The organism is Burkholderia latens, assembly GCF_001718795.1.
In the GTDB taxonomy this organism is placed as follows: Bacteria; Pseudomonadota; Gammaproteobacteria; order Burkholderiales; family Burkholderiaceae; genus Burkholderia; species Burkholderia latens_A.
Window position 1 is genome coordinate 1,747,281 of record NZ_CP013438.1, and the last position, 24,623, is coordinate 1,771,903.

At 66.5% G+C, this 24,623-nt stretch carries 20 protein-coding genes and 1 pseudogene; 8 read left to right on the forward strand and 13 right to left on the reverse strand.

Annotation, left to right across the window (positions count from 1 at the left end; translation table 11 throughout):
• Window positions 1-88: 88 nt before the first annotated feature.
• The 3 genes from WK25_RS27030 to WK25_RS27040 all read right to left on the reverse strand — a co-directional run bounded on the left by WK25_RS27030 (window position 89) and on the right by WK25_RS27040 (window position 2,467).
• Window positions 89-661, reverse strand: a complete 573-nt coding sequence (locus WK25_RS27030; protein ID WP_083253093.1) for a hypothetical protein — start codon at window positions 659-661, stop codon at window positions 89-91.
• A 183-nt stretch (window positions 662-844) separates the two neighbouring features.
• Window positions 845-1,252 carry a cupin domain-containing protein gene (locus WK25_RS27035; RefSeq protein WP_083253094.1) on the reverse strand — a complete coding sequence of 136 codons (408 nt, stop codon included), beginning with the start codon at window positions 1,250-1,252 and terminating at the stop codon, window positions 845-847.
• Between the two features lie 4 nt (window positions 1,253-1,256).
• Window positions 1,257-2,467, reverse strand: a protein-coding gene (locus tag WK25_RS27040; RefSeq protein WP_135801118.1) for an IS3 family transposase whose coding sequence is annotated in 2 segments (ribosomal slippage) — window positions 1,257-2,152 and window positions 2,152-2,467 — 1,212 coding nt in all. Because the reading frame shifts where the segments join, the coding sequence is not laid out codon by codon here.
• Window positions 2,468-3,027: 560 nt separating this feature from the next.
• On the opposite strand from WK25_RS27040, the gene WK25_RS27050 reads away from it, so the two are divergent.
• Window positions 3,028-3,663 carry an isochorismatase family cysteine hydrolase gene (locus WK25_RS27050; protein WP_069243236.1) on the forward strand — a complete coding sequence of 212 codons (636 nt, stop codon included), beginning with the start codon at window positions 3,028-3,030 and terminating at the stop codon, window positions 3,661-3,663.
• Between the two features lie 84 nt (window positions 3,664-3,747).
• Here the strand turns inward: WK25_RS27050 and WK25_RS27055 are convergent, their stop codons facing one another.
• Both WK25_RS27055 and WK25_RS27060 read right to left on the reverse strand, forming a co-directional pair.
• Window positions 3,748-4,479 (reverse strand): ribonuclease T2, encoded by a 732-nt coding sequence (locus WK25_RS27055; RefSeq protein WP_059544426.1) that lies wholly within the window; start codon window positions 4,477-4,479, stop codon window positions 3,748-3,750.
• A gap of 204 nt (window positions 4,480-4,683) precedes the next feature.
• Window positions 4,684-6,087: an HdeD family acid-resistance protein gene (locus WK25_RS27060; RefSeq protein WP_069243237.1), complete on the reverse strand. Its 1,404-nt coding sequence runs from the start codon at window positions 6,085-6,087 to the stop codon at window positions 4,684-4,686.
• A gap of 326 nt (window positions 6,088-6,413) precedes the next feature.
• On the opposite strand from WK25_RS27060, the gene WK25_RS27065 reads away from it, so the two are divergent.
• Together WK25_RS27065 and WK25_RS27070 are read left to right on the forward strand one after the other, a co-directional pair.
• Window positions 6,414-6,971 (forward strand): helix-turn-helix domain-containing protein, encoded by a 558-nt coding sequence (locus WK25_RS27065; protein ID WP_069243563.1) that lies wholly within the window; start codon window positions 6,414-6,416, stop codon window positions 6,969-6,971.
• Window positions 6,972-7,078: 107 nt separating this feature from the next.
• Window positions 7,079-7,660 (forward strand): annotated as a pseudogene (locus tag WK25_RS27070) (HD domain-containing protein).
• A 255-nt stretch (window positions 7,661-7,915) separates the two neighbouring features.
• On the opposite strand, the gene WK25_RS27075 reads toward WK25_RS27070, so the two are convergent.
• Entirely contained in the window at window positions 7,916-9,454 is a 1,539-nt protein-coding gene (locus WK25_RS27075; protein WP_069243238.1) for an MFS transporter, read from the reverse strand.
• A 186-nt stretch (window positions 9,455-9,640) separates the two neighbouring features.
• On the opposite strand from WK25_RS27075, the gene WK25_RS27080 reads away from it, so the two are divergent.
• Complete coding sequence (locus tag WK25_RS27080) at window positions 9,641-10,576, forward strand: LysR family transcriptional regulator (protein WP_059544434.1); 936 nt, start codon at window positions 9,641-9,643, stop codon at window positions 10,574-10,576.
• Between the two features lie 42 nt (window positions 10,577-10,618).
• Here WK25_RS27080 and WK25_RS27085 read toward each other — a convergent pair whose 3' ends face one another.
• From WK25_RS27085 to WK25_RS27110, 6 genes are all read right to left on the reverse strand, one after another.
• Complete coding sequence (locus WK25_RS27085; protein WP_059544435.1) at window positions 10,619-11,758, reverse strand: enoyl-CoA hydratase/isomerase family protein; 1,140 nt, start codon at window positions 11,756-11,758, stop codon at window positions 10,619-10,621.
• The gene (locus WK25_RS27090) at window positions 11,755-12,546 is read right to left on the reverse strand and encodes an enoyl-CoA hydratase (RefSeq protein ID WP_069243239.1); all 792 of its coding nucleotides are present in this window, start codon (window positions 12,544-12,546) and stop codon (window positions 11,755-11,757) included. The genes WK25_RS27085 and WK25_RS27090 overlap by 4 nt, the downstream gene beginning before the upstream one ends.
• Window positions 12,546-13,445, reverse strand: a complete 900-nt coding sequence (gene mmsB / locus WK25_RS27095) for a 3-hydroxyisobutyrate dehydrogenase (RefSeq protein WP_040140628.1) — start codon at window positions 13,443-13,445, stop codon at window positions 12,546-12,548. The genes WK25_RS27090 and mmsB overlap by 1 nt, the downstream gene beginning before the upstream one ends.
• Before the next feature lie 18 nt (window positions 13,446-13,463).
• Entirely contained in the window at window positions 13,464-14,993 is a 1,530-nt protein-coding gene (locus WK25_RS27100; RefSeq protein ID WP_040140630.1) for a CoA-acylating methylmalonate-semialdehyde dehydrogenase, read from the reverse strand.
• Window positions 14,994-15,111: 118 nt separating this feature from the next.
• On the reverse strand, window positions 15,112-16,818 hold the full coding sequence (locus tag WK25_RS27105; protein WP_040140633.1) for an AMP-binding protein: 1,707 nt from the start codon (window positions 16,816-16,818) through the stop codon (window positions 15,112-15,114).
• 237 nt (window positions 16,819-17,055) lie between these two features.
• On the reverse strand, window positions 17,056-18,189 hold the full coding sequence (locus tag WK25_RS27110; protein WP_059544579.1) for an acyl-CoA dehydrogenase family protein: 1,134 nt from the start codon (window positions 18,187-18,189) through the stop codon (window positions 17,056-17,058).
• Window positions 18,190-18,326: 137 nt separating this feature from the next.
• Here WK25_RS27110 and WK25_RS27115 point away from each other — a divergent pair, with 137 nt between their 5' ends.
• The 3 genes from WK25_RS27115 (at window position 18,327) to WK25_RS27125 (ending at window position 21,824) form a co-directional block, all read left to right on the forward strand.
• Complete coding sequence (locus tag WK25_RS27115) at window positions 18,327-19,364, forward strand: AraC family transcriptional regulator (RefSeq protein WP_069243240.1); 1,038 nt, start codon at window positions 18,327-18,329, stop codon at window positions 19,362-19,364.
• Window positions 19,365-19,485: 121 nt separating this feature from the next.
• Window positions 19,486-21,054, forward strand: coding sequence for an NfeD family protein (locus WK25_RS27120; RefSeq protein ID WP_069243241.1), 1,569 nt, complete (start codon window positions 19,486-19,488; stop codon window positions 21,052-21,054).
• On the forward strand, window positions 21,051-21,824 hold the full coding sequence (locus tag WK25_RS27125; RefSeq protein ID WP_040140639.1) for a slipin family protein: 774 nt from the start codon (window positions 21,051-21,053) through the stop codon (window positions 21,822-21,824). Before WK25_RS27120 ends, WK25_RS27125 begins: the two co-directional genes overlap by 4 nt.
• Before the next feature lie 103 nt (window positions 21,825-21,927).
• Here the strand turns inward: WK25_RS27125 and WK25_RS27130 are convergent, their stop codons facing one another.
• Entirely contained in the window at window positions 21,928-23,205 is a 1,278-nt protein-coding gene (locus WK25_RS27130) for a haloacid dehalogenase-like hydrolase (protein ID WP_040140641.1), read from the reverse strand.
• A 496-nt stretch (window positions 23,206-23,701) separates the two neighbouring features.
• Here WK25_RS27130 and WK25_RS27135 point away from each other — a divergent pair, with 496 nt between their 5' ends.
• Complete coding sequence (locus WK25_RS27135) at window positions 23,702-24,601, forward strand: M24 family metallopeptidase (protein WP_069243564.1); 900 nt, start codon at window positions 23,702-23,704, stop codon at window positions 24,599-24,601.
• Window positions 24,602-24,623 lie beyond the last annotated feature (22 nt).

Below are 24,623 nucleotides of genomic sequence, written 5' to 3' on the forward strand. Positions count from 1 at the left end.
TGACCCGATGATTTGACAGGGCCGTCAGTGCGGGGGCGGTTTCGAAGTAATGATTGACACGCAAGGGCGAGACTTCGAATACCGATTGTTATTGATAGAGCTCTGTTACCAGAAAGAAGTGATGACCATACGAGCGTGCAGAAAATTCTGCCCCTTCGCGTCCCTGCTTCGTAGCTCGCTCGAGAGGCTTGTCCGCTTCGTCATAGACCAGGGTATAGAAGATGTTCGCTCCGGTCGCCCCCCCCGTGCCTCCCCAACTCCACTCGCCATATCTTGGTGACGGTCCTGGGAGATTGCGTGCAAGGTCCGAATAGTGAGCACGCATCACTTGAAATCGGATCCAGTCTGGATTGATCCCAAATTGACGGGCGGCCATAAGCAGTCCGATGGCCATCAACGGTGCGGTGAACACCGAGAACAACCTTCTCCATCGGCGAGCCAAAAGGATGGCGATGAATCCCCCGACGAAGATGCTTATCGCGACTAGAACAGGAATCGCCATCAAGGGAACAAGCAGAATCCATAGACCAAACAACCGATCAAGCTGGTCACTAAAATAAATAATCGCAGCGGCGCCCAGCCAAACATAGAAGTGGCTTGCAGCAAACCATTCTCTTCCATGCGCACGGGATCGGTTTTTTTCAACGGTCGTCTGCTTCATTGACAAATGTGACGCTAACCGGCAGGTATGATGTAACGTAGCCAATCCGGGCCGCTACGCGCGATTGTCGACGATTCGTGGGTCAGTGTCCAACGTCCCTTCCTGGCCGACGTCTGCCTTTCGGCGAGCGGCGGCACGCGACCCATCGGTGGCGTTCAGCTCCCTCCAAAGCAGACGTTGAAATTAGTAGGGTTCACCGTTCTTGTGCTGGAAACCCCACTGGCCGTTTGAACCCATCACAGCAACGAGATCGTCCGTTGCATAGCTTACTGCGTCGCCAGATACCCTGCTGCCGACCTCGATGATCGTGGCATCGGCTGCCGAGTTGTTTTGTAGATGGTGCGCCATGCCATTCGCGCGAAACCCGGCGCACATTCCAGGTCGCATGAGGTAGCTTTCGTCACCGACGTAGAGGGTGACCTCGCCGCTGAGGACATACACCCACTCATCCTGTTTCGAGTGCCGATGGTGTAGAGCAGACACCGCGCCGGGGCTCAATGTCGTCAAGTTCACACCAAACTGCTCCAAACCGAAAGGATCGCCAAGAGGTTTCTTCTCCCGTCCTGGAGTTGACCCTGTAATCCCGGACACAGCGTCACACTAAGGTTGCTGAATCCATTGAGCGCCGGAACTCGCGAGGCGAGCGGTACTTCAGCGCGCTATGGGGATGCTTCTCGTTGTAATGCTCGAACGCGATGGCCAAGTTGCGTGCAGCAGTCGCTGCGTCCGGCTTTGGCATGAAGGCAACGTAGTCGCGCTTCATTGTCTTCACGAAGCTCTCGGCCATCCCGTTACTTTGCGGGCTGCACACCGGCGTGGTCAATGGCTTCAGGCCGATGGCCGCTGCAAACCGGCGTGTATCGTCGGCCGTATAGCCCGAACCGTTGTCACTCAGCCACTCGATTTCGGACGGTGTATGCAGCTCGTTGCCAAACCGATTTTCCACTGCTGCCAGCATGACGTCGCGCACGATGTCGCCGCTGTGACCTGCCGTCGTAGCCGCCCAGCTCATCGCTTCGCGGTCGCAGCAGTCAAGCGCGAATGTCACTCGAAGCGGCTCGCCGTTGTCGCAGCGGAACTCGAAGCCGTCCGAGCACCATCGCTGATTGCTGCGCGCGACGGCCACCTTGCCATCGTGCCGACGTTGCGGCCGAGGCGGGGCTGGACGCCGTTGCATCAGCAGACCGTGAGTGCGCATGATGCGATAGATGCGCTTCGCATTGAACGGCACCTGTCCGGCAGCAATGCGTTCATTGCGCAGCGAGCCCCACACCCGGCGATAGCCATAGCTGGGCAAATCGCCGACGACTCGGCGGATTTCCTCGACCACGCTCGCATCGTCCGTCTGCCGCGATTGACGGCCATCGCGCCACGTCACCGGACGCGACAGTCGTGCCGATACGTTCGAGCGCGACACGCCGAGAACTTCACAAACCAGTTTCACTGGTCGTCCTCCGGCAGCGAGGGCGAGTGCGCTATCCATTTTTTTGCTCGGCCATACTCGACTGCTTCGCGGAGAATCTCGTTCTCCATGGTCTTCTTGCCGAGCATCCGCTGCAGCTCACGAATCTGCTTGAGGGCATCGGCCAGCTCTGATGCAGGGACCACTTCCTCTCCAGCCTTGACCGCCGACAGACTCCCGTCCTGGTACAGCTTGCGCCAGTGGAACAGCTGGTTCGGGTTCACGCCGTGCTGGCGCGCAACCATCGAAACCGACTTCCCCGGTTCGAAACTCTCGCGAACCATCGCCAGCTTCTGCTCCGCCGTCCAGCGCCGCCGACGCTCCGGGCCCGTCAACACTTCCATCACTTCCTGCCTGGTGTTAGTCAAAAACACAGTCTTATGCCTACCCGCTAGTTTAAGTGAGAGGCTATGTCCGGTGTTTCAGGGGGCTGCTCCACGTCCCGTCATGCGCGAGGCAAACGGCTCAGGGTAGTTTGAAGGTTTCGTACGGGGTGCTGCATCGGCGGCGACCATGCAAGCTTGGGGCTGATCCATTTGCAATTCTCACTCCGTCAAAATAGGCAAAAGAGATTGTGGAAATGCATGACGGAGACGTCAATCTTGATTCGAACAATCAACCTATCTTCGATTGGTCGTGAACCCCAGTTGCTTTAGGCGCTTTTTTGCTGCGATTGTCAACGATGCTGGCATAGGGCCCAGTGTCCCTTCCTGGCCAAACTCGCTCGCCCCAGGCGGCGCGCCCCCAACCCGCACAGTCTGTCCCGAAGAAAGGTTCCCCGTCAGTTTATATTTCAGGAGCGCGCCGACGCCGGCGCTCAAACGAGCGCCGACGGATCCGTAGCGGTCGATTTTCCAAACACCTTGAAGTGACCACCGAAGTGACTCATGGGAGAGCGTCAGTCATGCAACCCGAACACGCTTCAAACCCCGCAACGCCCCACCACGCATCTACCGGCAGCGGCGCGCCCGCGCCGATTCCATCGATCGTACCGGCGCAAACCGCGCTGATCGTGATGCACTACCAGACCGACATTCTCGGTCTATTTCCGTCGGTCGCTCCCACCCTGCTCGCCAACACGCGCAAGCTGTGCGATGCAGCGCGGACCGGTGGCGTCCAGGTCTACTTCGCGAATTTGCACTTCAGCCCCGGCTACCCCGAAGTCAGCCCGCGCAACAAGAACGGCCAGGGCATCAAGCAGCTCGGCCTGTTCGTCAACGACGGCCCGTGCCCGGAGCTCGGCCGGCTGGATCACGAGCCGCTGATCGCCGCCCATCGCGCGAGCGTGTTCTGTCGCACCGACCTGCAGCCGCGGCTCGTCGCGAAGGGTATCGATACGCTGATCCTGGTCGGGATCGCATCGACCGGCGTCGTGCTGTCATCCGTCGCGCATGCGAGCGACGCGGATTTCCGGTTGTTTACGGTAAAGGACTGCTGCTACGACCCCGACCAAGTGGTGCACGAACATCTGTTCGCGACGGCGTTCGAGACCCGCACGACGGTGCTGTCGCTCGCCGATGCGTTGCAGCTGCTCGCATAGAAACGGGCAACGCCGACACACCGCGGCCGGCCGGTCCCCATCCGGCCGGTGCATTCTCCGACACTGCGCGCGCAACGTCGCGCGTTACTTCGCGATGAACACGCCCGTCGTCGGACAGGTGCCTTGCGTATTGCCGTCCGTCACGAGCGACGCCGCACTGGGGAACTGCGCGGTCGCGTTCGTCTTAACCGCGATCCACGCTTCGGTGAAGTAGCTGACGCCGTTCGTCTTCGTACACTTCAGCGACACCGCGCTGCGCGTACTGCTGCCGAACGCGCCTTCGAACGCGGACAGCAGCTGGTTGCGCGTCACCGTCTTGCCCGCATTCGCCTGCAGGAACGCATTGAACGACGTGTTGCCGAGCCGGCTGATCATCCCGGTCGCGTCGTTCCAGTACGCATCCGGCGACGCCGAATTCGAGCAGGTGCCGTGCTTGAACCACTCGTGCTTGTCGAGACACGACGCGACGCCGGGCATATATGTCGACAGCGTGCTGCGCGTCGAGCTGCTGACCGGATAGGCGTCCATGCTGCACCACTGATGCGCGTTGTCGAGATCGACGTCGCTTTGCGGCACGCCGCAATAGAACGGCTGGTTGCCATCGTAACGGTTCGGCCACAGGCCGTGCAACGACAGGCTCGTCGCCGCATACGTGCCGGCAAGGTTCGTACACTCCGGCGTGTCGTGCGATGCGCAAAAGCCGGGCTCCCACGAGGCAGCGAGCAACAAATAGTCGTAGCCGGTCTGCGCAACGGCGTGCAGCGAGGCGGATGCGACGGCGATTACGGCCGCGGCGCGGGCGAGCGTCTTGAGCATGGCGTTTCCTCGGAAAAGGCTTGCGGTCACGGGATGCGCCGCAAGATTATCGAATATCTGCCCACGATTGTTGCCGACGCAACGTGGCACGAATATGAAGGCTTACGGGCAATTTTCCGCAGCGCGGCATTCGTCATCGCCGCGCGCCGGCACGCAACAGCGACGCCGCGATGTCGCGCCGGGCCGCCGTCCGGGGCCGCGCGATCATTTCGACGACGCCCCTTCCGATCCACCGGGCGACAGCGCCGCGCTGTCCTGCTCGCGCCACGCGCGGCGCGACGCCACGATAGCCCGCACGGCCGAGCGCGCCACCTTCCACCACGCAAACGGCCGCGGATCGGCCAGCATGCTGAGCGCGCGCGCATAGTCCAGCGTGAGCCCGGGCGTCCACGCCATCGTCACCGCACGCTTGCGGATCTGCGCGGCGACCCACAACTCGGGCGAGAGCAGCAGCCGCACGAACGCGCCCCAGCCGGCCCGTTCGCCCTTGAGTCGCCATACCGCGCCGTCGAGCGCGGCTTCGAGCGCATTCGAGACGGTGCTCGAGCAGTTGCGGTGCGTGAGGTTGTACGTGACGTTCTGCCGATATGACGCCCAGAATGCCGCGAGCTTCGCCGGATCGTAGTTGCGAATCCGCACGCGCACGGTGGACGGGCACCACGTGCTCGACTCGGTCTCGTAGTCGGGCTGAAACAGGCCCGGCACGTCGTTTTCGCGCGTCGCGCGCAGGATCCGCGTAAATTCGTCCGGAGAACGATCGATCTCGACGGCCGGGTACAGGCTGATGTATATGCCCTCCGGTGACTCCAGCGCCGCGTGGCCGGTGGAAATCACGCCGTTGATGTCCACCGCCGCGATGTAACGGTCGATCACCGGATAGCGTTGCGCTTCGGCCTTCGACGTGCCGGTCGGCGTCCACACGTGCACGGTCAGCGCACGCTCATGGTCGGCCGGCGGGCCGTCCCATTCCGACTGCGTGAAGCGCGGGACGTCGGGCATCGCGTCGATGTCGGGCACGATCGACGGTGCCGGCGACGTGACCAACGCCGGATTGCGCGTCAGCCGCCGCACGCGCGCCGCCAGGCTGAGCATGTGCATCCCGCCGAACGTCAGCAGCAGGCCAAGGCAGTACGGCACGGTCCCCGCATAGTGGGTCGGATACGGCTGATAGAAGAAGATCGCGAGCAGGATCTCGACGACGCCCCACGCGAATGCGACGTTCCAGCGGCGGTAACGCACCATCCACGCAGACGTGCACTGCAGCAACCCGTCGACGAAGAACAGCGTGCCGAAGATCATCGACAGCAGGAAGTGGCCGTGATGATGGCCCGCGAACACGAGCGCGGCGGCAACCACGGCCGCGACGCCCTTCACGTAACGCAGGACGCGCTGGCCGCCGACGCCGCTGCCGGCCACCGCGAGCGTCGCGAGGCCCTCGATCAGGAACAGCCACGCGAACAGTTCGATCGGAAAATGCAGCGCACCGTCGAGCGCATCGACGAAGATGCCGACGCCCGCGGCGATCCACAGCCAGCCGAGCACGGTCAGCCCGCGCCAGCGCGTTCGCAGATATTCGATGCCCAGCAACAGCAAGACCAGTCTTACCATGGCGCCCTCGTATCGTTTTCGGGATACGCGCTGGCCACGCGTCTCCTGTCGTGCCGACTGCGCATCGTGCGATGCGAAAGCCGGAAGGCGGGAATGCCGGCCGGCGCGTCATGCCTTCACATCGGCAATGGCGGCCGGCGCACGCCGCGTTCGCCGAATAATAAGATACGGTGGAGCCGGTTGAAAGCTCGGCGAAAACAACCCGGCCGAATCGGGACGCCCGGCATCAAGTTCGCCGTGATCCAGCCATTCCGGGAATGAAGGCCCCATTCACCCATGTCGCAACGCGGCGCCCGCGCGGCCCGCATCCCGAACGGAACACGAACATGTGCGCGTCACCGCTTCATACTCCGCCGCTCGGCCCGCAACTCAAGCGTTGGCGCACGCTGCATCGCATGAAGCAGAGTCACGCGGCCGAGTTGTTCGGCGTTGCGCAATCGACGATCTCGCGCTGGGAGGCCGGCATCCAGCAGATGTCCGCCGACGAGCGCGCGATGGCCGAACGGCTGCTTGCCGCGCGTCTCGATTCAGCGGGCGATCGCGCGCTCGCCCGGCTGATCGAGAGCAGCCCGTCACGCATGCATCTCGTATGCGATCTCACGCACCGTCTGCTCGCCAGTTCGCCATCGCGCGCCGCCGAGTTCTCGCGGCCGCTGGCGACGTTGCTCGGCACGTCGCTCTGGCGGTACGCGTCGCCGGAAATCGTCCGCATGGAAGCCGCGCTCGACCCGCTCGGCTGGCGCGATTGCGCGGGACCGCCGAGCGTCGAATTCGCGACCGGCGCCAATGCGTCGCGCATCGTGCCGATCCGCGGCAGCACTTGCCGCTGGACGCGGATGATGCTGTCGGACGGCTCCGCCGCGCGACTCGTCGAAACGCTGTAGCACATGCGCCAGTCGCCGGGCGCAAGCGCGACGCGCATATTTCATGCGTGGACGCATCGCATCGGCGCGGCGTACGCTTGAGTGCTCGATTCACGCCCTTCCCTGCCATGAACCTCGATACGATTCACGCGCGGCTCGATTTCCTGCGCGACGCCGAACGCCTGAAAGACGTGCTTCGCAGTGGCCATACGTCGGCCGGGCGCGCTGAAAGCACGGCCGAACACAGCTGGCGGCTATGCCTGATGGCACTCGTGTTTGCCGATGCGCTACCCGACGTCGACACGACGAAGCTGCTGAAGCTCTGCGTCGTGCACGATCTCGGCGAAGCGCTGCACGGCGACATCCCCGCGATCGAGCAGGCCGCGCATCCTGACAAGAGCACACACGAACGCGACGACCTGCAGACGCTGACAGCCGGACTCGATCGCGCGCTGCGCGACGAGATCGTCGCACTGTGGGACGAATATGAAGCGGCAGTCTCCCCGGAAGCACGCGCAGCGAAGGCACTCGACAAGCTGGAGACGATCATGCAGCACAACCAGGGGAGCAATCCGCCGGATTTCGACTACGCGTTCAATCTCGGCTAAGGCCGGCGCTACACCGACGCGGCGCCGCTGTTCGGCGCGATCCGCGCGATCGTCGATGCGGACACGCAACGCAGGATCGATACTCGCGACGACGGCGCGTAAGCTCGCGGAGCCGGCCGCGCGGCACACGCGCCGCATTCGTACGAACGCCAGGCACGCAGCATGACGCGGAACATCTACGACGATCCCGCTTTCTTCGCAGGCTACAGCCGCCTGAACCGCTCGGTGCTTCACGCTCATGCATCTGAACGAATGGGTGCCGACACCGGAACAGCTCGCCGCGATGCCCGCCTTCGAAGAAGAACGCGAGCGGCCGATGATGGCGATTGCGGCCGCGCGGCGTTAGCGTCGCACGCGTCACTCACACACCGTCGCCCTGCGCCTCGCCGGCGCGAACGCCACCGCGCTCGCGGTCGCGAGCATGGTCGCGCCGGCCGCGCCGTACATCATCACCCACCCGAAGCCGTGCACGAGCGCCGCGTGCAGCGCCGCGCCAGCCGGGTCGGCCCGAGCGAGCGCCGGTGCGATCGCATGCAGTCCGTCGGTGCGGCCCGACGCGATCTGCTGCGCCAGCATGTGCAGCGTCCCGGCATCGATCGCGCCCGCCATCCCGGCCTTCAGGCTCGCGACGATCCCGGCCACCAGCACGAAGCCCATCGTCGCGATGTTCAGCGCGAGCGAGATCATCCGCGCGCTCATGTCGATGCCTGACGCCATCCCGGCCCGCGAAGCCGGCACCGCGCCCGTCGTCGTGTTGGTGACCGGCGTATTCGTGAGTCCGAGCCCGATCCCGGCGATCACGCAGCCGGGCAGCATCGTGACCCAGCTCGCGTGGTCGACGCCGCTGCCGATACGCATCAGCACGAAGCCGGCCGCGATCGTGAACAGCCCGCCGGGTATCACGACGCCGGGCCCGTAACGCAATGCGAGCCGTTCGCCGAACGGCGGCGCGGCGAGCGTCGGCAACGTGTACGCGAGCAACGCGAGGCCAGCCGTCACGCTGTCGTAGCCGAGCGCGACCTGGAACCAGATCGGCAAGTAGATCATGAACGGCCAGAAACTGAAGTTCATCCCCATCGAGCCGAAGATTGCGCCGGTGAACGCGCGGATCCGGAACACGGAGAAGTCGAACATCGGCCGCGCGCTCATGCGTTCCGCGACGAAGAACGCGAATAGCGCGAGCACGGTCGCACCCAGCACGCCGAGCCCGGCTGCGCTCGCGAGCCCGAGCTCCGCGCTTTGGGTGATGTAGAACGCGAGGCCGAGCACCGCGAGCGACAGCGTGACGATACCGGCCACGTCGAGCGTGCCCGCATGCGGGTCGCGAGATTCCTGCACGGCACCGCGGATCAGCACGAGCGCGACGGCTGCGAGCGGCGCGTGAACGAGGAACACCCACGGCCAGCTCGCGAGCGCGACGATCGCGCCGCCGACGATCGGCCCGAAGCCGAGGCCGATGCCGAACACGATCCCCCAAGTTCCGAATGCTCGGCCGCGCTCGCGACCTTCGCGGAACTGATGCGACAGCACCGCGATCTGGCAGATCAGCATCGCGCCGCCACTCGCGCCTTGCAGCAGGCGCCCCGCGACCAGCACCGGCACGTTCGGTGCGAGCCCGCACAACAGCGACGTCGCGGCGAACAGCCCGGTGCCGATCACGTACACGCGCTTGCGGCCGAAACGATCCGCGAGCGTGCCGGCCGCCATCAGCACCGTCGTGCAGGCGATCGTGTACGCGTTCATGATCCACTGCATGCCGTTGAAGTCGCCATGCAGTACGTGTTCGAGCGTCGGCAGGATCACCGGCACGCTCGAGATTTCAAGGCCGAACATCAGCGACGTGAGACAGACGGCCGCGAGCGCGACCGCGTTCCTGCGGGAATCGGATAGCGTCATGCGTTTTGCGCGGCGGCCCGCAACGGCCGTGCGCCTCCAGGTAGAAGGAAGTCGCCGCGGGCGGCCGGCCTGAAGGCCGGCGACGCGCTGGGCGGGAATCGGTACTATAGTGAGAATTCCGATCCCCATTGACGCGTCCGCATCCCGGAACTGGGGAATCACAGGACGCAATCAACGCAACCCGCTATGACCGACAGACTCGACGGCGTGACGACCTTCGTCCAGGTAGTGGAATCCGGCAGTTTCGCGCTGGCCGCGGAGCGGCTCGACATGACGCGCTCGGCGGTCGGCAAGGCAATCGCGCGGCTCGAGAAGCGGCTGGGCGCGCGGCTGCTGCAGCGCACGACCCGCAGCCAGAGCCTGACCGACGACGGCCAGGCGTACTACGACCGGTGCGTGCGCGCGCTGGCGGAACTGGAAGCCGCCGAAGCCGATCTCGATTGCGGCCGCAACGAAGCGCGCGGCAAGCTGCGGCTGAGCGTGCCGCTCGCGTTCGGGCATCACTGCGTGACGCCGATCGTGCTCGATCTCGCACGCACCTACCCGCATCTTCGGATCGACGTATCAATCACCGACCGGTTTGTCGACCTCGTCGAGGAAGGCATCGATCTCGCGGTGCGGATCGGCCCGCTCGCGGACAGCACGAGCCTCGCGGTGCGGCGACTCGGCACGCAGTACGGGAGCCTCGGCGCGGCGCCGTCGTATCTCGCGCGCTACGGCATGCCGCAATCGCTCGACGATCTGCGCAACCATCGCACGGTCGCGTATTCGCGCTCGGGCGTCGTGCAGCCGTGGTATCTGCGTGCGCCGGACGGCTCGTCCGTGCACATCGACATGCCGCACCAGCTGAGCTTCGACGACGTGCAGGCGATCGCCGCGGCCGGCGCTTCGGGGTTCGGCATCGCATGGCTGCCAAGCTGGCTGCTCGATCAGTACGTGAAGCGCGGCGAGATGGTCGTCGTGCTCGATCGCTGCTTCGTTTGCGAAGGCGACATTCACGCGATCTGGCCGAAAACGCGCTACCTGCCGCGCAAAACGCGCTGCGTGATCGACGCGCTGGTGCAGGCGGTGCCGCCGATGATCGAGCGCCCGGAGCCCGCCAACCTCAAGAAGGCGGGTTGAAGCCGACGCGCCGCACGGGCGCGTCGAACCCTCACACGGGGATCACGCCGCGCCGAGATCGGCGAGCGGATGCGCGAACAGCTTCCACGGCGACGTCAGGAAATGCCGCACGCGTTCGGCGCGCACTTCGACGAGCGACGCGGGCGCCCAGCGCGGCTTGCGGTCCTTGTCGACGAGATGCGCACGCACGCCCTCGCAGAAGTCGCCCTCCTCGATCGCACGCGCGACGATGCCGAGCTCCATCCGGAACGACTCCGCGAGCGTCATCTGGCGGCCGCGCAGCAACGCTTCGCGCGTCACGCTCAGCATCGTCGGCGAATGGCCGGTGAGCGCGTCGAGCGTCGCCTGCAGCCATTGGCGATGTTCGCGCGGCAGTTCGTCGCGCGCGAGATCGTGCTTCAGCGTCGCGACGATCCGCTCGATGGTCGAGCGCTTGTCGAAGTGACGGACGATCCACGCCATCTGGCTGTCGAGCGCCGCATGCGGCACGACGTTGCACGGCGGCTCGAACACCTTGCGCAGCGCCGCCAGCACGTCGCCGTCCCATTTGACGCGCTCGATGCGCGTCTCGAACGTGTCGAGCCACGACGACGGCACGCACAGATCCGCAAGCTTCGCGCTCAGCGCATCGGCGCCGGACAGCATCGCGCCCGTCAGCCCGACGTACAACTCGAGTTCGACCGGCATGCGCGACAGGAAATGCGTCGCGCCGACGTCGGGCACGAGACCGATGCGCGTCTCCGGCATGGCAATCTTGCTGCGCTCGGTCGCGACGCGCAGCGCCGCGCCTTGCGCAAGACCCATTCCGCCGCCCATCGTCACGCCGTCCATCAGCGCGACGACGGGCTTCGTAAACGTATGGATCGCATGGTCGAGCCGATATTCGTCGACGAAGAACGGCAGCCACGTCTCACGCTGCGCGACCATCTTGTAGAGCGCGCGCACGTCGCCGCCCGCGCAGAAGCCCTTCTCGCCCGCACCGCGCAGCACGACCGCGACGATTTGTTCGTCGTGCCGGCACCGCTCGACGAGCATGGCCAGCTCACCGATCATCGGATACGACAACGCGTTCAGCGCGGTCGGCCGGTTCAGCGTGATGATCGCGACGCGATTGACCACGCGGAACAGCACCTCCGGTGCCGGCTGCGCGAAGCCGGGTTGAGTCGTGACCGGCGTGCTCATCGTTGCGGCTCCCCGTCGGCGTGCCATTGCGGCGCGCGTTTGCCGAGAAACGCGGCCACCCCTTCGCGCGGATCGCGCGTGTCGAACAGGTCGACGAAGCGCTCGCGCTCGACCGCCAGCGCCGCGCTGCGCGGCACGCCGCGGCGTGCGAGCCCGATCAGTTCCTTGCTGTACGCAACCGCATGCGGGCTCTGCCGCGCGACCTTGCGCGCGAGCGCCAGCGCCGCGTCGCGTGCGGCGCCGCTTTCGACTACGTCCTCGACGAGGCCGATCCGCAGCGCGGTGGCCGCATCGACGCGCGTACCGGCGAGGATGATTTTCTTCGCCCAGCCTTCGCCGACGAGCCAGGGCAGCGTCTGCGTGCCGAGGCCGCAAGGCAGCAAGCCGACCGACGGCTCGGGCAGCGCCATTTGCGCGTGCGTCTCGGCGATCCGCAGATCGCAAGCGAGCGCGCATTCGAGGCCGCCGCCCATCGCATAGCCGTTGATCGCCGCGATCGTCACGACGCGCGCATCGTGCAGCGCCTCGAACGCCGCGCCGAAACGCGCGGCCATCGCGCGCGCAACCGCACGGTCGCCGTCGGCGAACGTGTTCAGGTCGGCGCCCGCGCTGAAGAACTTCGGGCCGTCGCCGGTGATCACCAGCGCGCGCACGCGCGGGTCCGCATTCAGTTCGGCGACGGTTGCCTGCAGTTGCTGCAGCCCGTCGGCGGTAAAGGCGTTCGCGGGCGGACGCTTGAGCGTCGCGCACGCGATCGCGCCGTCGTCGACGTAGTCCAGTTCGATCATCACGCGTCCTTCTTCGTGGCCGGTTGGTACAGGCGTATCACCGCCGAGAAATCGAGCTGCCCGTCGCCGCGGCTGCTCATGGTCTGGTACAGCTGCTGCGCGAGCGCGCCGAGATAGACGGGCTGGCGCGCCTGCTTCGCCGCATCGTTCGCGAGACCGAGATCCTTCAGCATCAGGTCGGTGCCGAAGCCGCCGCTGTAACCGCGCGACGACGGCGCGGTGTCGATCACGCCCGGATACGGGTTGTAGGTGTCGGAACTCCAGCAGCGGCCCGTCGACGTGTTGACGATGCCGGCAAGCACCTTCGGGTCGATGCCGAGCGCGACGCCGAGCGACATCGCTTCCGACACGGCCGCCATCGAAATGCCGAGCACGAGGTTGTTGCAGACCTTCGCGACCTGCCCCATCCCCGTCGCGCCACAGTGGACGATGTTCTTGCCCATCCCTGCGAGCACGGGCTTCACGCGCTCGAAATCCGCATCGCTGCCGCCGACCATGAACGTCAGCGTGCCGGCAGCGGCGCCGCCCGTGCCGCCCGACACCGGCGCATCGACGAACGCGCCGCCGTGCTCGCGCACGAGCGCGCCGAACGCCTGCGCGCTCGCCGGGTCGATCGTGCTCGAATCGATGACGGTTGCGCCCGCGCCGAGGCCGGCCAGCACGCCGTTCTCGCCGGCGAGCACCGAGCGCACGTGCGGCGCGGCCGGCAGCATCGTGATCACGAACGCCGCGCCCGTCGCCGCGTCGCGCGGCGACGCAGCCACCTGCGCGCCGGCGTCCTGCAGCGCGCGCAATGCATCGGCGCTCAGGTCGAACGCATGCACGTCATGGCCGGCCTTCAGCAGGTTCAGCGCCATCGGCGCACCCATGTGGCCCAACCCGATAAATCCGATTTTCATGTTCGTCTCCTGCGCGGCTCAATGCAGCCGGATCGTCGTGTTCACCGGCGCGGCCGTGGTGTCGTCGTCGAACCAGCGTGCGGTCACCGTCTTCGTCTGCGTATAGAACTGCACGACCTGCTTGCCGTACGGGCCGAGATCGCCGAGCTTCGAGCCGCGCGAACCGGTGAAGCTGAAGAACGGCACCGGCACCGGAATCGGGATGTTGATGCCGACCTGGCCGACGTCGATCTCGCTCTGGAACTTGCGCGCGGCCGCGCCGCTCTGCGTGAAGATGCCCACGCCGTTGCCCATCGGATTCGCATTGACCAGCGCGATCGCGTCGTCGAGCGTGTCGACTTCCATCACGACCAGCACCGGCCCGAAGATTTCGTGCGTGTAGACGGTCATCTCGGGCGTCACGCCGGAGAAAATCGTCGGCCCGATGAAGTTGCCTTCCTCGTAACCGGCGACCTTCACGTCGCGGCCGTCGAGTTCGAGCTTGGCGCCTTCCTTCACGCCGGCTTCGATCAACGACAGGATGCGCGCCTTCGCACCGCGCGACACGACCGGCCCGACGTCCGTGCCCGGTTCCGAGCCGGCGTTGACCTTGAGCGTCTTCGCTTTTGCGACGATGTCGGGCAGCCAGTCGCGCGCGCTGCCCACCAGCACCGCAACGGACGTCGCCATGCAGCGCTGGCCGGCCGCGCCGAAGCCCGCGCCGACGAGCGCGTTGATCGACTGCTCGCGGTTCGCGTCAGGCAGCACCACCGCGTGATTCTTCGCGCCCATCATCGACTGCACGCGCTTGCCGTGCTGGCTGCCGAGGTTGTACACGTGCGTGCCGACGGCCGTCGAGCCGACGAACGAGATCGCCTTCACGAGCGGATGCGTGCAGATCGCGTCGACGACTTCCTTGCCGCCGTGCACGACGTTCAGCACGCCCTTCGGCACACCGGCTTCGATCGCGAGTTCGACGAGTTCCATCGTCGACAGCGGGTCCTGCTCCGACGGTTTCAGCACGAACGTGTTGCCGCACACGATCGCCATCGGGAACATCCACAGCGGAATCATTGCGGGGAAGTTGAACGGCGTAATGCCCGCGCACACGCCGAGCGGCTGGCGCAGCGTATACGTGTCGACGCCGCCCGCGACGTTCTCCGCGAATTCGCCAAGCTGCAGCGTGCCGATCGAACACGCGTGCTCGACCACTTCCAGACCGCGGAAGATGTCGCCTTCGGCGTCGGGAATCGTCTTGCCCTGCTCGGCCGTCAGCGTCTTCGCGATCCGCTGCTGGTTCGCGCGCACGAGATCCTGGAACTTCAGCATGATGCGCATGCGAGCGGAAATCGGCGTGTTCTTCCACGTCGCATACGCGGTGTGCGCGGCCTGCACGGCCGCGTCGACTTCCGCGACGGTTGCGAAAGGCACGCGTGCAAGCACCTGCTGCGTTGCCGGGTTGACGATGTCGCGCCACTCGCTCGTGGTCGACTCGACGAAGGCGCCGTCGATCAGCAGCTTGACCGTCGGCACGTGTTGCCCCGAACGGGGCGTCGGATTCGCGTTCATCAGTGCGCTCTCCTTGGAGTGGGCCGCGTGGCGTCATGCGACGCGCGGCGGGTTCGGTTCGGTGAGGCCGGGGCTGCGCGCGTAAAAACCGAGTGCGCGGCCCGCAGCCGGTCGTTTCTTATTTCAGCTCGTTTGCGAAGTCTTCTTCCCAGTATTCGCCGGGCATCCGCGTCGTTGCATCTTCGCCGCGCTCGATTTCGCGGCGGCGCAGTTCGACGCGGCGAATTTTTCCGGAGATGGTTTTCGGCAGCTCCGCGAACTGCAAGCGGCGGATCCGCTTGTACGGCGCGAGCTTCTCGCGCGAGAAGCGGAAGATTTCCAGCGCGAGCGCGGGGCTTTCGTCATAGCCCTGGCGCAGCGTGACGAACGTCTTCGGCACCGACAGCCGCACCGGGTCCGGACTCGGCACGACGGCCGCTTCAGCGATCGCCGGATGCTCGATCAGCACACTTTCCAGTTCGAACGGGCTCAGCCGGTAGTCGGACGACTTGAACACGTCGTCCGCGCGGCCGATGTACACGTAGTAGCCGTCTTCGCCGCGCATCGCGATGTCGGACGTGCGGTAATGGCCGTCGCGCATCGCATGGGCCGTTGCGTCGGGGTTGTTCGCATAGCCGTTCATCAGCCCGACCGGTCGCGCGGCGCCATCGCCGAGCGGCAGCGCGACCTCCCCTTCGCTGACCGGCGCGCCGTCCGGATCGAGCAGCGCGATCCGGTAGCCGGGCAGCGGGCGGCCCATCGAGCCCGCGACGACGGCCTGCCCCGGCGAATTGCCGATCAGGCAGGTCGTCTCGGTCTGGCCATAGCCGTCGCGAATCGTGATGCCCCACGCCTTCTTCACGCGCTCGATGATCTCGGGATTCAGCGGCTCGCCCGCGCCGACGATCTCGCGCAGCTTCACGTCGAACGACGCGAGCGGCTGCTGCACGAGCATGCGCCACACGGTCGGCGGCGCGCACAACGTGGTGACCCGGTAGTCGACGAGCGCATCGAGCACGACCTTCGGGTCGAAGCGCGCGTAGTTGAACGCGAACACGCACGCCTGCGCATTCCACGGCGCGAAGAAGCAGCTCCACGCATGCTTGGCCCAACCGGGCGAGCTGATGTTCCAGTGAATGTCGCCGGGCTGCAGCCCGATCCAGTACATCGTCGACAAGTGGCCTACCGGATACGTGCGGTGCGTATGCTCGACGAGCTTCGGCTTCGAGGTCGTGCCCGACGTGAAATACAGCAGCATCGGATCGTTCGCGTGCGTGACTGCATCCGGCTCGAACGCGGCGCTCGCCGCGTAGCCGTCGTTCATCGCGAGCCAGCCTTCGCGCGGCGCGCCCGCGACGATCTTCTGCTTGAGGCCGAGGCCGGCCTGCTCGAACTTCGCGGTTTCGTGCTCGTCGACGATCGCGTAGGTCGCGCCGCCGATCTGTACGCGATCGCGCACATCGTCGGCCGACAGCTGCGTGGTCGCGGGCAGCACGATCGCGCCGAGTTTCATCGCGGCGAGCATCGCGTCCCACAGTTCGACACGGTTCGGCAACATCAGCAGGATCCGGTCGCCGCGCACGACGCCGATGCCGCGCAGCCAGTTCGCGATCCGCGACGAGCGCTCGGACATCTGCGCGAACGAATACGGCTCGCCCGTGCCCGTCGCCGCATCGACGATCCATAGCGCGGGCTGGTCGTTGCCGCGCGCCATCGGATCGAAGTAGTCGAGCGCCCAGTTGAACGCATCGAGCACCGGCCACTCGAAATCGCGGTAAGCGGTGTCGTAGTCGGTGCGATGGCGCAGCAGGAAGTCGCGTGCGTCCAGGAATGCCTGTACCGTCATGTGTCGTCTCCGTCCAGTCTCCATGCCTAGCGGTCAACCGGCGCATGTGCTGCAGCACCTGCCCGGTTCCGTATTGCACGGCGCACGGTCACGTCGTTGCGTGCCGCGTTCGCCGCGCTGCCCTCGTGCCTGCGTTGGTTGCCTGCGTTGGTTGCCTGCGTTGCGGCCTGCGTTGTTACGTGCTTGTTCGATCGTTTTTGTTGCACTGCGCGACGCCGGATGCGAGCGCGCGGCGGCTCACAGCTGTCGCGCGATCACCATCCGCTGTACTTCGCTGGTGCCTTCGTAAATCTGCGTGATGCGCGCGTCGCGATAGTGACGCTCGACTTCGTAATCGGCGAGATAACCGTAGCCGCCGTGGATCTGGATCGCGTCCGAGCACACGCGCTCGGCCATCTCGGATGCGAACAGCTTCGCCTGCGACGCTTCGGACAGACACGGCAGCCCGGCCGTGCGCAGCTGCGCCGCGTGATGCACGAGCAGCCGCGCCGCGTTGATCTGCGTGGCCATGTCGGCGAGCTTCTGCTGGATCGCCTGGTGTTCGGCGATCGGCTTGCCGAACTGCACGCGCTCGCCCGCATAGCGGCGCGCCTTGTCGAACGCGGCGCGCGCGATGCCGAGCGCCTGCGCGGCGATGCCGATCCGGCCGCCTTCGAGGTTCGACAGCGCAATCTTCAGCCCCTCGCCGCGATTGCCGAGCAGATTCTCCTCGGGAATCGCGCAGTTCTCGAACGTGATCGGGCACGTGTCGGACGCACGGATCCCCATCTTCTTCTCGGGCTTGCCGACGATGAAGCCCGGCGTGTCGGTCGGCACGAGGAACGCAGAAATGCCGCGCTTGCCGGCTTCAGGATCCGTCATGGCAAAAACGATCGCGACACCGGCGCGCTGGCCGTTCGTCACGAACTGCTTCGCGCCGTTGATCACCCACTTGCCGTCGCGCAGCTCCGCGCGCGTGCGCAGGTTGTTCGCTTCGGAGCCCGCCTGCGGCTCGGTCAGGCAGAATGCGCCGATCACACGGCCCGCCGCCATCTCTGCCAGCCAGCGATCCTTCTGCGCGGGCGTGCCGAAGCCGAGGATCGGCCCGCAGCCGACCGAGTTGTGCACGCTCATCATCGTCGCGCATGCGGCGTCGCCGGCAGCGATCTCCTCGATCGCCAGCGCGTACGCGACGTAATCGGTATACGCGCCGCCCAGCTCCTGCGGCACGATCATTCCGAGCAGTCCGAGTTCGCCGAGCTGCGCGACGACCGCGTCGGGCAAATGCGCGTCTTGGTCCCATTGCGCGGCGTTCGGCGCCAGCACTTCAATGGCAAAGGCGCGCGCGGCGTCGCGGATCATCCGCTGGTCTTCGGTGTAAAGCTCGTCCATTGCGCTGCTGTCTCCCGCGGCCGCGTGCGGCGACCGACCTTTTGTTTCGATGCAACAAGTGTAGGCAAGCGCGCGCGACTGTTCGATGCTCGCGCCGCTCATTTACACTGAGCGTTTTTGCCATACCGGCGGCGTCGATGAAGCAGGAAGACAAGGGAACCGTCGCGATCAGCCTCGTCGCTTACAGCGTCGAGCTTGCCACCCGGCGCGGCGTCGCGGCCGAGCCGCTGCTCGCGCAGGCAGGCATCGCGCCCGCGCTGCTCGTGCAGCCGCGTGCGCGCGTGTCCGCTCAGCAATATGGCGCGTTGTGGAATGCGATCGCGCGCGCGCTCGACGACGAATTTTTCGGGCAGGATCGCCATCCGATGCGCAGCGGCAGCTTCATCGCGATGAGCCAGGCCGCGCTGTCCGCGCAGGACGGGCTCCATGCGATGGCGCGTGCGGTGAATTTCATGCACTGCGTGCTCGACGACCTGCACGCGGAGCTCGACGCGAATCCCCAGCGCGTGCGGCTGCGCTTCGTGCACCGCAACAGCGTCGCCGCACCCGCGATGTTCACGTACGCGACCTATTTCATCATCGTGTACGGGCTCACCTGCTGGCTGATCGGGCGGCGGATCCCGGTGCTGCACGCGAGCTTTCGCTGCGACACGCCGCCGGCCGACCATGAATATCCGTCGATGCTGTGCGACGACATGCGGTTCAACCAGCCCGATTCGTATGTCGATTTCGATCCCGAATTCGCGACGCTGCCCGTCGTGCAGAACGCGAAGACGCTGAAGACGTTTCTGCGCAACGCGCCGGCCAGCTTCATCGTCAAGTACCGCAACCCGAACGCGCTCGCGCAGCGCGTGCGCACGGTGCTGCGCAGGATGCCGCCCGCGTCGTGGCCCGGCGCCGGCGGGATGGCCGCGCGGCTGCACGTGGCCGAGGCGACGCTGCGCCGCAAGCTGCACCAGGAAGGCCACGCGTACCAGTCGATTAAGGACACGCTGCGGCGCGACCTCGCGTTCGAGGCGCTGGCCGATCCGTCGCGCACGATCGCGGACGTCGCTGCCGCTGCCGGTTTCGCCGAACCAAGCGCGTTCTACCGCGCGTTTCGCAAATGGAGCGGGCGCAGTCCGGCCGAGTACCGGGAAGAAACGCTCGCGCGCGGCGGCGGCGCCGGCGGCTGAGCGCGAGCGTTTCAGCCCCGGCTTCGCGCTTTCTGCCGAAACCGCCTAATCTTCAAGCATCGGGCCAACGCCCTTTCCGCGAGCCGGACGGCGTGCGGCCGCGCGCCGCCCGGACGCCCCGATGCGCATTCACCGTCATGGGCCGCCGCCTGCGTCTGCATCGCGGGGCGGCCACCCCCGTCACCCGCTGTCCGCGCGGGTCGCACGCGCCGCGCTGTTCGCAGCGCTGCTCGTCATGTGCGCGGCGGTTGCCGCGCTGACGCGCGCGGCAGCGGCGCCGGTCATCGTGATTCCCGTCAACGGCGCAATCGGCCCGGCCAGCGCCGACTTCATCGTGCGTTCGCTCGACCGCGCGGCGCGCGAGCAAGCGCCGCTCGCGATCCTGCAGCTCGACACGCCGGGCGGGCTCGACACGTCGATGCGGCAGATCATCAAGGCGATTCTCGGCTCGCCGGTGCCGGTAGCGGCCTTCGTCGCGCCGGGAGGTGCACGGGCCGCTAGCGCCGGCACCTATATCGTCTACGCGAGCCACGTCGCCGCGATGGCGCCCGGCACCAATCTCGGCGCGGCATCGCCGGTGCAGTTCGGGATCGGCGGTACGCGTGGCGCGCCGAAACCCTCGCCTGCCGGCACGTCGGGCGCTGCCGGTGCATCGGCTGCATCGGCGTCGTCGGGCGTACCTGGCGCACCGGTTGCGCGCGCCGAATTGCCGAACGATACGCAGTCGACCGAAATCCGCAAGGCGACGCAGGACGCCGCCGCGTACATCCGCGGCCTCGCGCAGCTGCGCGGACGCAATGCCGACTGGGCCGAGCGCGCGGTGCGCGAGGCCGTGAGCCTGCCCGCCAACGACGCGCTCACGCAGCACGTCGTCGACGTGATCGCGCAGGATCCGGCCGATCTCGCGCGCCGGCTAGACGGCCGCACGGTGACGACGACCGCCGGCACGCTGCATCTCGCGACCGCGCATGCACCGCTCGTCGTGCTCGCGCCCGACTGGCGCAGCCGCTTCCTGGCGATCATCGCGGACCCGAACGTCGCGCTGATCCTGCTGACGATCGGCATCTACGGGCTGTTCTTCGAATTCGCGAATCCCGGCTTCGTGCTGCCGGGCGTGGCCGGCACGATCTGCCTGCTGGTCGGTCTGTTCGCGATGCAGTTGCTGCCGATCAGTTACGCGGGGCTCGGGCTCGTGCTGCTCGGGCTCGGCTGCCTCGTCGCGGAGGCGTTTCTGCCGACCTTCGGCGTGCTCGGCTTCGGCGGGATCGTCGCGTTCACGATCGGCGCGCTGATGCTGATCGACACCGACGTGCCCGGCTACGGGATTCCATGGCCGGTGATTGCCGGCCTCGCCATCGGCGGCGGGTTGCTGGTCGCCGCCGTGTCGAGCGTCGCGCTACGCGCGCGGCGGCGGCCCGTGGTGACGGGCGCCGAGGCAATCGTCGGCAGCATCGGCGAAGTGCTCGACGACGGCCTGCGCGCCGATCAGCCGCAGGGCGCGGCCGGCCCCGAGCCGTCGGCGGCGGGCTGGGCGCGCGTGCACGGAGAACGCTGGCGCGTCGCGAGCAGCACGCCGCTCGCCGCCGGCTGCCGCGTGCGCGTCACCGGCCGCCACGGGCTGACGCTGACCGTCACGCCGCTCTACGACGTGCCGGCACACGAACAACAACAGCAGGGAGCACCGTCATGATGGGCTACACGTTTGGCTTCGGCAGCGTCCTGATCGTCTTCGTCGTGGTGCTCGTCGCATCGTCGATCCGCATCTTCCGCGAGTACGAGCGCGGCGTCGTGTTCATGCTCGGCCGCTTCTGGAAAGTGAAGGGGCCAGGGCTCGTCCTGATCATTCCGGTCGTCCAGCAGGTCGTGCGGATCGACTTGCGCACCGTTGTGTTCGACGTGCCCGCGCAGGACGTGATCACGCGCGACAACGTGTCGGTGAAGGTCAATGCGGTCGTGTATTTCCGCGTCGTCGATCCGGAGAAGGCCGTGATCCAGGTCGCGCGCTTCTTCGAGGCGACGAGCCAGCTCGCGCAAACCACGCTACGCGCGGTGCTCGGCAAGCACGAGCTCGATGCGCTGCTCGCCGAGCGCGAGCAATTGAACGCCGATATCCAGAAGACGCTCGACGCGCAGACCGACGCGTGGGGCATCAAGGTGTCCACCGTCGAGATCAAGCACGTGGACCTGAACGAGACGATGATCCGTGCGATCGCGCGCCAGGCCGAGGCCGAGCGCGAGCGGCGCGCGAAGGTGATCCACGCGGAAGGAGAATTGCAGGCGTCGGAGAAGCTGCTGCAGGCCGCGCAGCGGCTCGCGCAGCAGCCGCAGGCAATGCAGCTGCGCTACCTGCAGACGCTGACGACGATCGCGGCGGACAAGAATTCGACGATCGTGTTTCCGCTGCCGGTCGATCTGCTCGGCGCGTTGCTGGAGCGATTGGGGCCGCCGCGCGAGCGTTGACACACGCGTGTGCCGGCCCGCACGGCGCACGCCAGCGCCGCCGTGGCGCCGCGCCCATCGGCACCGGCCGCGTCCGCGTCGTCCGGCCCGTGCGCCGCCCGCGTCAGGCCAGCAGCTTGCGCTCGGTCTTGCCGTACTTGATCGACTTCTCGTCCGGGATCATCAGCCCCGTGTGCTCGTCGCGGCCTTGCAGCAGGAAGCGCGCGCCCGGGTCGCCGATCTGTTCGGCCGCGAGCTTGCTATCCGCGCCGATCTCGCCTTTCTTCATCCGGTTGACGATCACGCCGGCCGCGGTGTCCTTGAAATCCCGCAGCATCCACGCGTCGCCGTCGCTGTCGCCGAACACCAGCAGCGGGCCGTAGCCCTTCTTCGATGCGAGGACGTTGCGGATTCCCACCGTCTTGCCGGGCCCCCAGTTGAAATGCCACCCGGCCGGATAGGTGCTCGTGTACTTGCCGTCCTGCATGTCGAGACGCAGGCCGATCACGTTCTCGGGCGGCACGCCGTAGCCATAGTTCGGATTGCCGGCGAATACGCGCACGACGTCGTCGAGCGATGCGGTGCTCACGTACACGTCGATGCCGTTAGCACGCAGCGTATGCATCACCGCGCGGATTTCCTCGTGAATGCGGATGCCGTGAAAATGCGTATCGGCCACGACGCCCGCCTTGCCCGGCAGCGCCTTCGGGCTTTCGTAGCGGACCTTGCGCAGCGCGTCTCCGATACCGTAGTTGTTCGACGCTTCCGCCATCGCCTGCAACTCGGCGGTCGTCATGTTCTTGTAGAAGTAGATGATCCACTTGTAGCCGACTTCGAGCGGATGCGTGTCGCAGATCGCGTCGTACATGAAGTACAGCTTCGCGCGGAAATCCTTGAACTGGTCGGTCTCGCGAATCTCGTCGAGGCTCTTGTCGCCGCCGAAGCCCTTGTAGTTCGCATGGAGCCAGCGGTAGTCGGACTCGACGTCGGCGGCCAGATCCTCCATCGTTACCGGCTTGCCGTCGACGGTCGTGTAGTCCTTCATGAACGCGCCCTTCGGCACGTCCTTCCACATCACGGCGACGAACTCGTCAGGCGTCAGCTTGTATTGCAGATGGTTGATCTGGTACATCAGCAACGCCTCCTCGCAGTCGTTCATGATGCACGTGTTGTCCCAGTCGAATACTGCGTACGGGCGGCGCTTTCCGTCGTAGCGCGCGCTCGCGACGCCATGCTGGTCGAGCACCGCTTGCAGGCGCGCGGCGTTGAACGGCGACCAGCGGCCGGGGTCGAGCGCGTCGGGCGCGGTGGCACGCTTCGCGTTGGCCGTGCCGGCCTTGAGCATCAGCGGCGTCGCGGCGCTCGCCGCGGCAAGGGTATTGATGAACTGGCGGCGTTGCATGGTCTCTCTCCGTTGAAATGCCGAATCGGCTTCGGTCGCGGCGCTGCGCGACGCGCGGGACACCGGCCCCGCGAAGCCGGGACGGCTTCGAATCGGGGGCGAATGATGTGGCGAGACTATTTCGGCAATTTGACAGCGTCGCGCGCCGACACGACCGCGAGTTGCTCCGGCGCGACATCCTGCGCCCGCGCCGAAACCTTGCGTGCTCCGCCCCGGCGGGCTCCTGCTCGACACGCGTGCCAGGCGACGCCGATCCGGCAGCGGCCGGCCGCAAGCTAGAGCTTTCCCTCCATTTCGGCCGCTGATTAGGAAAAGTCCTCACTTCCGCGAACGTCGAACCGGCTATGATCGTTACATCATTCAATGGCACATTAAATGCTGGCTGAATAGTCCGCTTTCGGATCACCGGCGGATGCGTTCGGCATCAGCGCCCCGCATCGCACGGCACGCGCAGCGCGCCGACCGGCACACGCGGGCCGACACATGGAGACGCATCATGACTGCCCACCATCCGCTGCCGGAAGTCCACCTCGACGAACTGCCGCAATTCCGCGCAGTCCAGCAGCTTGCGTACCGTTGCGTGGAAACGGTCGGCGCGATGCTCTACCCCGGCATCACCGAGAAGGAGGCCGCGCGGCTGCTGACCGAATGGCTGCAGGACAACGGCGTGCGCGACTGGCTGCACAAGCCGTTTGCGTGGTTCGGCACCCGCACCGCGTTCGACGGCTTCTCGGGTCTGAAGCATCTGGGCGGCTTCAACGCCGCGTTCTTTCCGAGCAACCGCCAGCTCGAAGCCGACATGCCGGTGATCCTCGACGTCGCGCCCGTGCTCGACGGCATCGTCGCGGACGTCGGCTACGCGCACTGTCTCGGCCACAACCCGATCCTCGCGCAGTTGCAGGACGACCTGATGGACCATCGCGACATGATCGTGCGGCTCGTGAAGGCGCGCCGTCCGATGGCGGAAGTCGCGCAGGCGGTCGACGCGCTGTGCCGCCGCCAGGGCGTCGAGCCGCGCCACAAGGCGTATCCGTTCAAGGTGCTCGCGCATCGCGTCGCGAAGATCCACAAGCTGTCGAAGCCGCGGTTCGTCGCGCGCTTCGGGCTGAACGCGACGCGCAACCTGCTGCTCGACCAGGGCCGTGCGGCGAAGCAGCAGGGCTGGTCGCCGCTGTGGTCGATCGACCGCCGCTCCGAGCACGCGCCGGTGCCCGGCCTGTGGGCCGTCGAGCCGCATCTCGGCTTCGCCGGCGTCGGCGCGAAATTCGAGGAACTGCTGGTGATCACCGACGACGATGCGTACTGGCTCGACGACGACCTGCCGCACGTGCGCCGCTGGCAGCGCCGCCAGGCCGAGCGTGCGCAGGCCGCGGCGAACGCGCAGGCCGCCGCCTGACGCATTCCGCGCGCGTTCCTCC